This is a genomic window from Pseudoalteromonas sp. SG43-3 (genome assembly GCF_014164385.1).
In the GTDB taxonomy this organism is placed as follows: domain Bacteria; phylum Pseudomonadota; class Gammaproteobacteria; order Enterobacterales; family Alteromonadaceae; genus Pseudoalteromonas; species Pseudoalteromonas distincta.
In genome coordinates this window covers 335439-350656 of sequence record NZ_JACJFC010000001.1, presented here as the reverse complement: position 1 = coordinate 350656, position 15218 = coordinate 335439, and the positions used below count along the sequence as shown (strand labels likewise).

The window sequence follows — 15218 nt, the reverse complement described above, 5'->3', positions numbered from 1 at the left end:
CCAAAATGGTGAGTTCAGCTAACTTTACTACGTTTTATATAGCTTAGTCAGCCCTTAAAACAAAAAAGCCGTGCAATATGCACGGCTTTTAAAATTACGAATTCGCTTTTTGGTGGATGTGCGCAGCTGCTACAAACCCTTCAAATAACGGATGACCATCACGTGGCGTTGACGTGAATTCCGGATGGAACTGCGCGGCAATAAACCATGGGTGATCTTTATTTTCGATAATTTCTACCAGTTTTTTATCTTCTGATAAACCAGTAAAGCTTAAGCCTGCTTTTTCAAGTATTTCTACGAAGTTATTATTTACTTCGTAGCGATGACGATGACGTTCAACAATTTCGTCGCTGCCATATACTCCATGTACTTTAGAACCAGGCGTTAAATGACACTTTTGTGCGCCTAAACGCATAGTGCCACCTAAATCAGATTTTTCGCTACGTGTTTCAACATTACCTTCAGCATCTAGCCATTCAGTAATTAAGCCAACTACAGGCGCTTCTGAATTTGCATTAAATTCTGTAGAGTTTGCATCCGTTAAACCTGCAACATTACGTGCATATTCAATTAATGCTACTTGCATCCCTAAACAAATACCTAAGTATGGTACTTTATTTTCACGTGCATATTTAGCTGCTAAAATTTTACCTTCAACACCACGTCCGCCAAATCCACCCGGTACTAAAATAGCATCTAAGTGTGAAAGTAATTCAACACCTTTGCTTTCTAAGTCTTGTGAATCTACGTATTCAATGTTGATTGTTAGGCGGTTTTTAAGACCCGCATGCTTTAATGCTTCGTTAACCGATTTGTACGCATCTGGTAATTCAATATATTTACCAACCATACCAATGGTCACTTCACCCGTTGGGTTAGACTCTTGATAAAGTACTTGTTCCCACTCAGCTAAATCAGCTTCTGGTGGATCTAAGTGAAAACGACGACATACAAAGTTATCTAATTCTTGTGTTTTTAATAACGCAGGAATTTTATAAATGCTGTCTACATCGGGTAGTGAAATAACCGCTTTTTCTTCTACGTTTGTGAATAATGAGATTTTTGCACGCTCATTATTAGGTAGTTTACGGTCTGAACGACAAATAAGAATATCTGGTTGAATACCTACTGAGCGTAACTCTTTAACAGAGTGCTGAGTTGGTTTCGTTTTAACTTCACCGGCAGGGCCTAAAAATGGCACTAGCGTTAAGTGAATAAATAGCGCGCGTTCGCGGCCAATTTCAGTTCCCATCTGACGAATTGCTTCAATAAACGGTTGTGATTCAATATCACCTACAGTGCCGCCAATTTCTACAATAGCAATATCATAACCTTCAGCACCGTCGTATACACGCTGCTTAATATCGTTAGTGATATGTGGAATAACCTGAATAGTAGCACCTAGGTATTCACCACGGCGCTCACGACGTAATACGTCTTCATATACACGGCCTTGTGTGAAGTTATTACGACTAGTCATTTTGGTACGGATAAAACGCTCGTAGTGACCTAAATCAAGGTCAGTTTCTGCGCCGTCTTCTGTAACGTAAACTTCACCGTGTTGAATTGGGCTCATTGTGCCTGGGTCAACGTTGATGTAAGGATCCAGCTTTAAAATGGTAACATTTAAACCACGGGCTTCTAAAATAGCGGCCAGTGAAGCTGCGGCAATACCTTTACCCAACGAAGAAACAACTCCGCCAGTAACGAAGATAAATTTTGTACTCATGCGAACCCTAGAATATCAGGAATTAAAAGGAATATAACACCCAAAGAAGAGCCTAAGGGTATATCATCAAGACGGGGCGAAATTGTACCAAAACACTGCTTATCAATCCAGCTAAAATTAGCTAATACGCGCACAAAAAATGTGCACTATTTAACATTAAGCCTATTTTACTTTTTTAATCGCATCCCACGCACTATCCATCTCTTCAAAGGTTGCTGTATCTAAGCTTTTACCTTGCGCATGCAAATAAGCGTTTACCTTTTCAAAACGCGCTGAAAACTTATCATTAGCGCTACGAAGCAGTTGTTCGGGATCTCGTTTAACATGGCGTATAACATTAACAGTGGCAAAAAGTAAGTCGCCGAGCTCTTCCGCTGTATGATCAGATAGCGGGTCTTGCTCAATCGCTTCTTTTACTTCAAGCACTTCTTCACTCACTTTATCTAGTGCACCATGATACGTTGGCCAATCAAAGCCAAGGGAAGCCACGCGTTGTTGAATTTTTTTGGCTTTACTTAAGCTTGGCATACTGCCAGGAATATCTTGCCAAAAAGAAGGGGGTTCGGTTTGCGCTCTAGCACTTCGCTCCTGTGCTTTGATTGCTTGCCACTGCTGCGATAATTGATCGTCTGTTAACTCTTTTTTTTCACCAAACACATGCGGGTGACGACGGGTAAGCTTATCGTTTAATTGCTCTACTAGATCATTAAAATCAAATAGATTTTGCTCTTGTGCAAGTTGCGCATAAAAAACTATTTGAAATAGCAAATCACCCAATTCACCTTTAAGCTCATCTAAGTTGCCTGATTCAATACAGTCGGCAACTTCGTACGCTTCTTCTAGCGTATGCGGCACAATAGATTTAAAATCTTGCTTGAGATCCCACGGACAACCGCCCTTGGGATCTCGCAGTGTTTTCATTATGCTAAGAAGTTGTGTAAGCGCTGTATTATCATTCATGATTAATGACCACGCTTGGCATCATGTACACCTTCAATTTGGTGTAATTTAGAAAGAACACGGTTAGTACCCGATAAGTCATGTACTTCTATTTGCATTGTAAATATAGCTAACTGATTATCTTCAACCGTATTTACGTTCATGTTTAAAACATTTACTTTTTCGTTAGCAAGTACTGAGCTTATATCGCGTATCAACCCTGAACGATCGGTGGCTTCTATTTTAATACTTAGTGCGTACGAGCCGTTAATATCATCTGACCAACTTACCGAAATAACACGCTCAGGATGCTGGTTTTTTAAGTTATTAAACGAATCACAGTCTTCCTTATGAACACCTATTCCTCGACCTTGGGTTATATAACCTATTATTTCATCGCCAGGTACTGGGCGACAGCACTTGGCTACATGGCTCATTAAGCTGCCAACACCATCAACCACAATGCCGTTTTTATCACCAGTTACTTTACTTGGTGCTTTAATGCGAATAACCGGCTCATCTTCTGTCCGATCACTTACAAAGTTAAGCATTTGATTGAGGCGAACATCGCCCGCACCAATCGCAACCATTAAGTCATCCAGCTCTTTAAAGTTAAAACGCTTAATGGCTGGCTCTAAATCTTTATATGTTAAATTGAGCTTTTGTAGTTCGCTGTCGAGAATTTCTTTCCCCGCACTTAAGTTTTTGTCGCGGTCGAGCTGTTTAAACCAGTGGTGGATTTTAGCTCTAGCACGGGATGACTTAATGTATCCTAATGACGGGTTTAACCAATCACGACTTGGATTTGGTTGTTTTTGGGTGAGTATTTCTACCTGATCCCCTGTTGTAAGTTGATGCGTAAACGGCACTATTTTGCCGAATATTTTTGCACCAATACAACGATGCCCCACATTTGAGTGGATGTAGTAAGCAAAATCAAGCGGTGTAGCGCCAAGTGGTAAATCAATAATATCGCCGCTTGGGGTAAATATATATACGCGGTCTTCTACTACTTGGTTTTTAAGCTCTTCTGCTAAATCGCCACCATCAACCACTTCTTCTTGCCATTGGAGTAGTTTACGCAACCAGCTAATTTTTTGCTCATAACCCGAGCCGCGCCCTGGTAATGCACCTTCTTTGTACATCCAGTGTGCAGCCACCCCTAACTCAGCATCTTGATGCATGTCGCTGGTACGAATTTGTATCTCTACCGTTTTACCTTCAGGTCCAAATACCACGGTATGAATTGACTGATAGCCGTTTTGTTTTGGGGTTGCTACATAGTCGTCAAACTCTTTATTAAGATGACGCCAATTGGTGTGCACAATGCCCAGCGCACCGTAGCAGTCTTGCAATCGTTCAACGACGATACGCATTGCCCGAATATCAAAAAGCTGATCAAACTCGTAGTTTTTTTGCTGCATTTTTTTATAAATGCTGTAAATGTGCTTAGGACGGCCATAAACCTGGGCCTCTATGCCCGCTTCACTTAAACGATTTTTTACTTGCTCAACCATATCTTCCATGTAGGCTTCGCGTGTAAGACGTTTGTCGTCAAGTTGTTTGGCTATGCTTTTATAGGTGCCTGGGTGCAAATATCTAAACGATAAATCTTCCAGTTCCCATTTTAATTGCCCTATTCCTAATCTGTTTGCCAATGGTGCAAAAATATCAGCCGTTTCTTTAGCGGCAATGACGCGGTCTTCTTCATCCGCATTTTTTACATTGCGTAAATGACATACCTGCTCGGCAAGCTTAATGACCACGGCGCGCACATCTTCAACCATGGTTAATAACATTTTTCGAATATTATCAACTTGCATAGTGCCTTTACCTTGATGCGATAAAGTACTAATAGTGGCCATTTGTGCAACCCCAGTTAGCAGCATGGCAATGTTATTCCCAAGCTGCTCTTCGATGGTTTCAAGCGATATTAAGTCGTTTAAAAAATACGGGGTTAAATACGCAGTAGCTAACGATTCGGGGTCGAGATTTAGCTCAGCTAAAATTTCAACCATTTCGATTGCAGTAGTTTGCCTGCTTTCACTATCACATTTTACGCAGAGCGCTTGGGCTTTAGTAAGTAGCTCTGTTTTTTCTTCAGACAAGGCAAGAAATGAAAGCCGAGTGCTAAAATCTGTTGTCTCATCTTGTTGATGTGATTGTCGTGTAGCTACCATAATGCGTTCTACCTCCGTTGAAATAACGCCATAGTTTCAATATGCCCTGTATGAGGAAACATATTCATTAGCCCAATTTTATTAAGATCAAAGCCAGCTTGTGAAATAATTGCGCTGTCACGGGCTAAAGTAACAGGGTCACAAGAGACATATAAAATAGTTTTAAACTGCTTTAAAGGTAATTCCTCTAATACAGCCATAGCACCAGTCCTCGAAGGATCGAGTACAAGCACATCTAAGTTTTTGCTAAACCATGGGGCGCTCTGTATGCTTTGGGTTAAATCAAAGCAATGAAACTGCGCATTGGTAATAGAGTTAGTTTGCGCATTTTGAGCAGCCATTGCAACCGCTGAAGTCACACCTTCTACACCAATTACAGATTTTGCTTGTTTTGCTAACACTAATGAGAAATTACCAATCCCACAAAATAAATCCAATAAATTTTCATCACCTTTTAAATCAAGCCAATTTGCAGCTTGCTTTAACATAGCTTCGTTAACTTGCGCATTTACCTGAATAAAATTACCTAAACCAAATTCAAATTTTAGATCAAATTCTTTAAGATAATAAAATGGCATGGCTAAGTGTGAATGTTCTATTGCATCGCTCTCGCTTTGCCATACAATTTTAAACTGCTGGCTTTTTGTTATGTGCTCAACCAAAGCCTTTGTATCATCATTAATTGCTTTAGTGTGACGAATAACAACAAAGTTTTGTTTATCACTTTGGCATAACTGTAAATGGCTTATACTGTGCAGTGCTTTGTGTTGATTAATTAAATCATCAAAAAGTGTGAAAACATCTGTAAATACTTCATCAAGTACTGCACATTTATTAATACTCACAATATTTTTTGAGCCACTTGCTCTGTAACCCACGCGCATTTTTTTAGCTGCTTTATCAAACATAACAGCTATACGAGCGCTGCGTCTGTAATGCACAGGTTTACTTAATAATGGGGTTTGCCAGTTTAAGCTGTTTAATTTAGCAAACTTACTAAATAACTGAGTAACTGCAGTTTGTTTTTCTACAACTTGTTGGCTTACTTCTAAATGCTGTAATTGGCAACCACCACACTGATTATAGTGCTCACAAAAAGCATCTACTCTTGATTCACTCGCTTGAATAACTTTAGTTACTTTTGCACTACTGTATTTAGCTTTATCTTCGACGAGTGTTGCTTTGACTGTTTCGTTTGGTAATGCACCGCTTACAAAACATACTTTATTGTTATGTTTAGCAATGCCACGCCCTTGATGATCCATTCCCGTTATAGTCAATTCTAGTGTTTGTTGCTTTAACGGTTTTTTTTTCGCTTTAAAAATTTGCGCCATTAGGCATTACCTTAACTTTATTTATGAAGCACCTATATTTAGATGCTTTAGAATGCGTATTGAACCGTATATACTCAAGTCATACTAATAACGATAAAACGCTCTCATTATGACCAAATTAGGCTTACGCGATTCTGTTTTAACACTGACCCTGATCCCAACGGTGATCATAGGATTACTACTTGGTGGCTATTTTACAATAAATCGTTACATTGAGCTTGATGAAATTTTATATCAGCAAGGCACTACTATTTCTGAGCCCCTTGCTATTGCGCTTGAGCAACCCATGCTCGAAAAAAACAAACAGCTATTGAATCGCCTTATAAGCTACACACATAACAAGCACTCTCCTACAATTAAGTCGATTGCAATTTTTGATAAAAATAATGCGCTATTAATGACCAGTAATTATCACCGCTCATTTGAAAAGTTAATTAATCAAAAAACGCTCATAAATTTAAAAACCACCCATGTGCAAAAGTCAGATGAGCTTGTTACATTTTTCACCCCCATTATTAACCATACAAGTCACGATTCTAAATGGGACCCGTCGGCTTTTCAGTCATCTCTGGGCACCGTTATTATACAGCTAAACAAAGACCAAGCTGTTATAGGGCAACAACGAGCTTTATTAATTAGCGGTATTGTGATTATTTTATCATTGGTGTTTGCAGCTATTTTAGCTTTAAGGTTAAGCCGCATGTTTATGACGCCGCTTAATAAGTTAGTACTTGCAACCGACAAGTTGGTTGAAGGTAAAAGAAGTACTGGCCTTAACGACAACATGATTGGTGAGTTTGAGTTACTTCGCGAAGGCTTAAACACCATTGCTCACACTATGGTGATGCAAAAAGATGAAATGCAAAAAAATATTGATCAAGCAACGAGTGACTACCGCGAAACACTAGAACAATACGAAACGTCAAATATAGAGCTCTCGTTTGCAAAAAAAGAAGCTCAAGATGCTAACCGTGTAAAATCAGACTTTTTAGCTAAAATGAGCCACGAACTCCGTACTCCGTTAAATGGTGTTATTGGATTTACACGCCAGCTTTATAAAACACCGCTGAATAAACATCAAAAAGATTATCTCGACACTATTATGCTATCAGCAAATAGTTTAATGACTATTATTAGCGACATTCTAGACTTCTCCAAACTAGAAGCGGGTGCAATGGAACTTGAGTCGATTCAGTTTCAACTTCGTGATGCTGTAAATGAAGTGATGACGCTACTCGCTCCTAGCGCACACGATAAGCAATTAGAGCTATCCATTTACATTAACCAACAAGTACCGGATGACTTAACGGGCGATCCCACTCGCTTTAAACAAGTCTTAATAAACCTGTTAAGTAATGCGATTAAATTTACCGAAAAAGGCTCTATTAAGGTCGACATAAGCCATCGGTTACTCGACGACGAACGCACTTCTTTACTTGTGTCAGTAACAGATACTGGCGTGGGTATACCTATGGATAAGCAAGACTCTTTATTCACTCCATTTGGGCAAGCAGACTCAAGCATTACACGTAAGTTTGGTGGTACAGGCCTTGGTCTTATTATTACCAAGCATATTGTTGAAGCAATGAGTGGTCGTATAACGTTAAATTCTGCGCCTGGTAACGGTACCTGCTTTACATTCAATAGTGTGTTTAGTTTGCCAAATCACGTATTTACAAATGACTTACCGACTAAATCGCTCATTGGTAAGCGTATCTTATATTTAGAGCCACATGAGCATACGCACCATGCCGTACTTTCGTTATTAACCCAGTGGGAATCAAACGTTACGGCATGCTTTAACGAAACTAGCTTTTTAGACGCTATAAAAAATACTGAACATAAATATGACGTTTGCTTAATTGGCCATATGGCATCAGTTGATGATATGCAGCAACTAAAAAGCTATGTAAAAGCCGTGCGTGAATCTACTGATTACTTATATTTAATGCTTAATACTGTATCGCACAATATGCGAGAAGCCTTTATAGGCAGCGGAGCTGATGCATGTTTAAGTAAGCCACTTAATCACCGTAAGTTATGTGAAGTACTTGCAGCACCTTACAGACTTGACCACCCGACTCATAATATTGAACAAAACGATCAAGCTCTACTGCCGTTAAAAGTATTGGTTGTTGATGATAACGATGCTAATTTAAAACTTCTCCATACTTTGTTAAGTGAACAGATTGAAGTAATAGAAACGGCTCATAATGGTTCACAGGCATACAGTTTAAGTAAAAGTCATAAATACGACATAATTTTTATGGATATACAAATGCCAATTATGGACGGTATAACCGCATGTAAGCTTATACAAGAATCATCACTTAATGAAGACACACCCATTATCGCTGTAACGGCACACGCCCTTCAAAGCGAAAAAGAGCAACTACTAAAAGATGGCTTTAAAGGCTATTTAACTAAGCCTATTGATGAAGATATGCTTAAACAAATTATTAGCGACCATAGTCCACAGACTCCTGTTAATCGTGACAAAGCTAAGACAGATACACCACAAAGTCCTGCACCATTTCAAAGTAGTAGAATTGATTGGGCACAAGCCCTGCAGCGTGCTGGCGGAAAGAGCGAGTTAGCGCTAGAGATGCTTAACATGCTACTTTTAAGTGTCCCTGAGACCCTTACATTACTTGCTAAAGCAATAGAGAGTAACGATTGCCAGCAAGTGTTAAGTATTGTCCATAAATTTCATGGTGCATGTTGTTACACTGGTGTACCTAAACTTAAATCACTCGCAGAAACAATCGAAACATCGCTTAAAAATAAATGCTTGTTAGAGAATATTGAACCTGAATTATTTGAGTTACAAGATGAGCTTGAAAACCTACTTGCAGATGCAAGTGTGACCGAACTGCAAAGATAAGCTTTGAATTTTAGATACAGAAAACGCGGTATTTACCGCGTTTTTTAATTAAGCTTTTTAAATGCTTATGTTTGCTTATCTTACATTCTTGCTTCAATCATTAATCGTTTCATGTCACGTACGGCTTTATCAAGCCCATCTATAGCTGCACGAGCAATAATAGCGTGACCAATATTTAGCTCATAAATCTCAGGCATTGCAGCGATTGGTTTCACGTTATGATAATGAAGACCATGGCCAGCGTTAACAATCAAACCTAAGCTTGCTGCGTATTTGACACCTTCACGAATGTGCTCTAACTCTTTGTGTAAATCAGTATCATTTGTTGCATCGGCGTACGCGCCTGTGTGTATTTCTACATAAGGAGCACCACATTCTTTGGCTGCATCTAACTGTGCTTTATCTGCATCAATAAATAGCGATACTTTAATACCCGCTTCGGTAAGCGTTTTTGTTGCTGCTTTAATTTTATCTATATTACCGGCTACGTCTAAGCCACCTTCGGTTGTTAATTCTTCGCGCTTTTCAGGTACTAAACACACGTACTCAGGTTTTACTTCAAGCGCTATTTTTATCATTTCATCGGTAACAGCGGTTTCAAGATTCATACGAGTTTGAATGGTTTTAGCCATTACATAAACGTCGCGATCTTGAATATGGCGTCTGTCTTCACGTAAGTGAATCGTAATACCGTCTGCGCCTGCATGCTCTGCTACACTGGCTGCATGAGCTGGATCAGGATAGCTTGTTCCACGCGCTTGGCGAAGTGTTGCAATATGATCTACGTTTACACCCAAAAGAATATCTTTCATTTTCTTACCTGTAAAATTACGTTTATTGAGAGGCCATAAATAGCTCGCGGCTTTTTAATGGTTTACTACCTAATAAGGGTTTTAATAAATAGCGACTTAATTGCTTTGCCATATATAGCACATCACTTTGGCTAAAGTCATGATTTGCTATGGCGTTGAGTTGTTTGCCACTAAATCCAGAACGCGTATCTTCTTGTACTAAAAAACCAAGTTCGGGGAAATAACTATACGTCTGCTTTTCATCTATTGGTTCACCACTGGCGTCAAAACTAAAATCCACGCCATAACCGAGTAATTCCAATAGTTGAAACTCGTATGAACGCAGCACTTCTTGTAAATTGGCCCCGCTGTTTAGGTTTGATAGATGAGTTTTATATAGCTCAAATACTTGTTCAATTGGCTCGTTAACAGGAACGATACGATTTGTAAGCTCATTTAAATAAAAACCACAATAAAGCTCATCACCTTTTAAAAAGTGCGAGTTCCCATGCAGTTCAAACTTATTGATATATTTTAAATCGTACTTGCCACTGTAATTAACAAGCAGTGCCTGAAACGGCTGAAGTTGTGCTTTATGTTTAGTGGCCTGGCGACCACTAATTCGGGCCAGCATTCTTAACTGACCAACGCCTTCTACAAGCATATCTAACATTACTTGGGAGTCACTATAAGGACGCCGATGTAATAAATACGCGGTGTAGAAGTCGCTATCCATTCACTAAGCTACTGCTTGGTCTAGTCTTCACTGTAACCTAAGCTTCTTAGTGCACGTTCATCGTCAGCCCAACCCGACTTAACTTTAACCCAAAGCTCTAAGAATACTTTGTTATCAAGCATTTCTTCTATGTCTTTACGGGCTTCACGACCAATGGTTTTTAGCTTTTCGCCTTTATTACCAATAACCATGCGTTTTTGTGTTTCGCGCTCAACAAGAATCAACCCGTTGATATGCCAAATACCGTTGTCTTGCCATTTAAACTGCTCAATTTCAACAGTTACAGAATACGGCAATTCTTCGCCCATAAAACGCATTAGTTTTTCACGAATTACTTCAGCTGCCATAAAGCGCATTGAACGGTCAGTTACATAATCTTCCGGAAAGTAAAATTCGCAAGGAGGTAAGCGTTTAGTTACTTCTGCTTTGATTAAATCAACATTTTTACCTTGCGTTGCCGATACTGGCATAATTCCAACAAAATCAAACTTGTCACTTAACCACTTCATATGAGGCAACACAAGGTCACGGTCTTTAACTTGGTCTATTTTATTAATAACCAATAATACCGGCTTACCACTTTGCGATACTTTATTAAGTACCATGTCGTCATCGGCATTCCAATGAGTGCCCTCAACTACAAAAATAATAAGCTCAACATCGCCGATAGAACTAGACGCGGCACGGTTCATTAAACGGTTAATCGCACGTTTTTCTTCAACGTGTAGACCTGGTGTATCTATGTATACCGCTTGGTGTTTACCTTCGGTATGAATACCCATAATACGATGACGCGTGGTTTGTGGTTTACGTGAGGTAATACTCACTTTTTGCTCAATAATTTCATTAAGCAAAGTCGACTTACCTACGTTTGGGCGCCCTACAATAGCAACCATTCCACAAAACGTATCTACATCACCTTCATGAGGCTGTATTAGGGTATCAAGGTTCATTTTTAAGTATCTTCAATGCTTTTTCAGCAGCTTTTTGTTCGGCTTTACGGCGCGAGCTACCTACAGAAATTATGCTATCCATTCCATCAACAATACATTCGACCGTGAATGTTTGATTGTGTGCTTGGCCTTTGGTATCAACCACAGTGTAACCCGGTAAAGATAATTTACGGGCTTGTAAATACTCTTGCAGCAGGGTCTTCGGATCTTTTTGGTTAAGCCCTGGTGAAATAGCATCTAATCGTGATTCGTACCATGACAATATAAGATCGCCACAGCTATCAATACCTGAATCTAAAAATGCAGCGCCAATAATAGCTTCTACTGCATCAGCAAGCGTTGACTCGCGACGGAATCCGCCACTTTTAAGCTCGCCCGGCCCTAAGCGTAAATAATCGCCTAGGCCAAATTCAAGACCAAACTCGGCAAGTGTTTGACCACGCACAAGCGTTGAGCGCATGCGGCTTAAATCGCCTTCACGCGCTTTAGGAAATTTGGCATAAAGTGCATTGGCAATCACAAAGCTTAAAATAGAGTCGCCTAAAAATTCTAGTCGCTCATTATGCTGGCCTTTGTGGCTGCGGTGCGTCATTGCTTGCTCAAGTAAACCTTGATCGGCAAATTCATAGCCAATTTTTTTATATAATTCTGTTACATTTTTTTTCATCGTTACTGAATATTACCTAGGCGCTCAAAGCGAACACCAGTTGGAACCCATCCTGGTAAAATATCATCAGGGCCATTCTCAAATTCAAAACTCATCCATATAAAGACAGCTTTACCCACCAAGTTTTCTTTTGGTACAAAGCCCCAAAAGCGACCATCTTGGCTGTTGTCGCGGTTATCACCCATCATAAAATAATGATCAGCAGGAACAGTCCATTCATCAGAAGGCGTGCCCGGTTGCTGGTAGTAACGCCCTTTTCTCTCAGGCGCTTGTGGGTTGATTAATATATCATGCGTAACTGTTGTTAAATTTTCATTTACACGAGCTAGAGGCATTGGGCCTTGTTTAAATTCGTTATCATTAATTAGTTTAAAATCAATTTTATTGAATTCATTACATAAAAGCTCACCCTGCTGGGTTTCGCCTTCTTTACAATTTGGCTGAATATATAAACGTTTATCGCGATAAACAATTTTATCGCCAGGTAAACCAATTGTACGTTTAATATAGTCAACATTTTCATCTAAAGGGTATTTAAAAACAACAATATCACCACGCTCAGGCTGCCCAATCTCAACTAATTGAGTACGCCAAACAGGGTCTTTTATTCCATATGAATACTTTTGTACTAAAATAAAATCACCTACTAATAATGTAGGCATCATTGAACCGGATGGAATTTGAAACGGTTCAAAGATAAATGATCTAAAAATAGTAATTGCTGCAATCATCGGGAAAATCGACTTTGCTGTTTCTGTTAGTACTGGTTCTGGTGCAATTAATGCCGCCGTTTCTTCATCTAACGGAGCTCTAGCAGACGTTTGCGCTATCGCTAAGCGCTCCTGTCTTTTAGGTGCATACATTAAGTGATCTATTAACCATATTAAGCCTGAGCCTAAAGTTAATAACACCAATAAAACTGAAAAATAACCAGCCATTTATAATCCTTTGTTTTTATTTGCCAACTTTTAAAATAGCTAAAAACGCTTCTTGAGGCACTTCAACATTACCTACTTGCTTCATACGTTTTTTACCATCTTTTTGCTTTTTAAGTAGCTTTTTCTTACGGCTCACATCACCACCGTAACACTTAGCAATTACGTTTTTACGTAATTGTTTTACCGTGGTACGGGCAATAACATGTTGTCCGATAGCAGCTTGAATCGCTATATCAAACATTTGACGTGGGATAAGCTCTTTTAACGCATCAGCTAACTGGCGACCACGAGACTGTGCACCATCTCTGTGAACAATTATCGCAAGTGCGTCAACGCGCTCACCATTGATTAAAATATCAACACGCACCATATCTGATGTTTGAAAGTGTTTAAAGTTATAATCAAGCGACGCAAAACCACGGCTAGTTGATTTTAATTTATCAAAGAAATCCATCACCACTTCAGCCATAGGTAGCTCGTACGTTACAGCTACTTGCTTTCCGTGATAAGTCATTTTTGTTTGGCTACCACGTTTTTCAATACACAAAGTAATAACGTTACCTAGGTATTCTTGTGGTACCAAAATATTAGCTTCAACAATCGGCTCTCGAATCTCTACAATATCGTTTACTGCAGGCAAATCAGATGGATTATCAATCTGAAATGTACCTTCTTTAGTAACTATCTCATAGATTACCGTAGGTGCTGTTGTAATTAAATCAATATCGTATTCACGCTCTAAACGCTCTTGAATGATTTCCATGTGTAGCATACCTAAAAAGCCACAGCGGAAACCAAAACCTAGTGCAGTTGAATTCTCTGGTTCAAAGAATAACGACGCATCGTTTAAGCTTAATTTATTAAGTGCATCACGGAACGATTCATACTCATCTGATGCAATTGGGAACATACCCGCATAAACCTGAGGCTTAATTTTTTGAAAGCCAGGTAAGCGAAGTGGAGCTGCATTTTTTTGATGAGTAATAGTGTCACCTACTGGCGCACCATGTATCTCTTTAATACCAGCAATAACAAACCCTACTTCACCTGTTCTTAAAATACCGGTGTTGGTTTGCTTAGGAGTGAACACACCTACTTGGTCGGCAGTATGTATATGCTCGTTCGACATTATTTTTATTTTGTCGCCAGTGCGTAATTCACCGTGCTTAATACGCACTAGTGATACAACGCCTTGGTATGGGTCAAACCAAGAATCGATAATAAGTGCTTGTAAAGGTGCATCTTTGTCGCCTACTGGCGGCGGTACATCTTTAACAATCATTTCAAGAACTTCGGCAATACCTACACCTGTTTTAGCGCTACACTGCACTGCATCAAGGGCATCAATACCAATAATCTCTTCAATTTCTTCTGCAACACGTAAAGGATCCGCTTGCGGTAAATCGATTTTATTAAGTACTGGAATTACTTCTAATTCCATTTCAATAGCGGTGTAACAGTTAGCTAGTGTTTGTGCTTCAACGCCTTGGCCTGCATCAACAACAAGCAACGCGCCTTCACAAGCAGCTAAAGATCGTGAAACTTCATACGTAAAATCAACGTGTCCTGGAGTATCAATGAAATTAAGTTGGTAGGTTTCGCCGTCGTTCGCTTTGTAATTCAACGTTACACTTTGCGCTTTAATGGTAATACCACGTTCGCGCTCAATATCCATTGAATCCAAAACTTGTTTTTGCATTTCACGGTCGGTTAAACCGCCACAAACTTGGATCAAACGATCTGAAAGGGTCGATTTACCATGGTCAATATGGGCGATGATCGAAAAATTACGGATATGCTTCATAAACTGGATTCTATACTTCTATTTTAATGGACTAAATATGAATACCTAAGTGACTTGAAAATACTTGCTTTAGGATGCCATAAGCTAAATTTGTATATAACAAACTGTACTTACGCTTTTTAAGATGGGTTACAACCATTTTATGTATTGAATAACAATAAGTTATATTTACTTAACTTAAATAATTCAGCCAGATAAAATAATTTAAAAAACCACGGTTCCCTGTATTTCCAAGTTACTTTGGTATAAAACGGCAATTTTAC

General features: G+C 39.3%; 11 protein-coding genes. 1 reads left to right on the top strand and 10 read right to left on the bottom strand.

The window, feature by feature from the left end; translation table 11 throughout:
* Positions 1–94 precede the first annotated feature (94 nt).
* From H5157_RS01680 to rlmD, 4 genes are all read right to left on the bottom strand, one after another.
* Positions 95–1729: a CTP synthase gene (locus H5157_RS01680; protein ID WP_033020682.1), complete on the bottom strand. Its 1635-nt coding sequence runs from the start codon at positions 1727–1729 to the stop codon at positions 95–97.
* A gap of 162 nt (positions 1730–1891) precedes the next feature.
* Positions 1892–2689, bottom strand: a complete 798-nt coding sequence (gene mazG, locus H5157_RS01675; RefSeq protein ID WP_182723989.1) for a nucleoside triphosphate pyrophosphohydrolase — start codon at positions 2687–2689, stop codon at positions 1892–1894.
* 2 nt (positions 2690–2691) lie between these two features.
* Positions 2692–4848, bottom strand: coding sequence for a GTP diphosphokinase (gene relA / locus H5157_RS01670; protein ID WP_024594977.1), 2157 nt, complete (start codon positions 4846–4848; stop codon positions 2692–2694).
* An 8-nt stretch (positions 4849–4856) separates the two neighbouring features.
* Positions 4857–6182 carry a 23S rRNA (uracil(1939)-C(5))-methyltransferase RlmD gene (gene rlmD, locus H5157_RS01665; RefSeq protein WP_182711524.1) on the bottom strand — a complete coding sequence of 442 codons (1326 nt, stop codon included), beginning with the start codon at positions 6180–6182 and terminating at the stop codon, positions 4857–4859.
* 109 nt (positions 6183–6291) lie between these two features.
* Between rlmD and barA the strand changes: the two genes are divergently transcribed.
* The gene (barA, locus tag H5157_RS01660; protein WP_182720286.1) at positions 6292–9066 is read left to right on the top strand and encodes a two-component sensor histidine kinase BarA; all 2775 of its coding nucleotides are present in this window, start codon (positions 6292–6294) and stop codon (positions 9064–9066) included.
* Positions 9067–9146: 80 nt separating this feature from the next.
* Here the strand turns inward: barA and pdxJ are convergent, their stop codons facing one another.
* From pdxJ to lepA, 6 genes are read right to left on the bottom strand one after another with little or no spacing between them, the layout of a single operon-like run.
* Complete coding sequence (gene pdxJ, locus H5157_RS01655) at positions 9147–9878, bottom strand: pyridoxine 5'-phosphate synthase (RefSeq protein ID WP_002958712.1); 732 nt, start codon at positions 9876–9878, stop codon at positions 9147–9149.
* Positions 9879–9900: 22 nt separating this feature from the next.
* Positions 9901–10593, bottom strand: a complete 693-nt coding sequence (gene recO, locus H5157_RS01650; RefSeq protein WP_149593689.1) for a DNA repair protein RecO — start codon at positions 10591–10593, stop codon at positions 9901–9903.
* Positions 10594–10613: 20 nt separating this feature from the next.
* Positions 10614–11546 (bottom strand): GTPase Era, encoded by a 933-nt coding sequence (gene era, locus H5157_RS01645; RefSeq protein WP_002958714.1) that lies wholly within the window; start codon positions 11544–11546, stop codon positions 10614–10616.
* A complete protein-coding gene (gene rnc / locus H5157_RS01640; RefSeq protein ID WP_002958715.1) occupies positions 11536–12213 on the bottom strand; it encodes a ribonuclease III in 678 nt (225 codons plus the stop codon). The genes era and rnc overlap by 11 nt, the downstream gene beginning before the upstream one ends.
* Before the next feature lie 2 nt (positions 12214–12215).
* Positions 12216–13151: a signal peptidase I gene (gene lepB / locus H5157_RS01635; protein ID WP_182723988.1), complete on the bottom strand. Its 936-nt coding sequence runs from the start codon at positions 13149–13151 to the stop codon at positions 12216–12218.
* A gap of 16 nt (positions 13152–13167) precedes the next feature.
* Entirely contained in the window at positions 13168–14955 is a 1788-nt protein-coding gene (gene lepA / locus H5157_RS01630) for a translation elongation factor 4 (RefSeq protein ID WP_002958717.1), read from the bottom strand.
* Positions 14956–15218 lie beyond the last annotated feature (263 nt).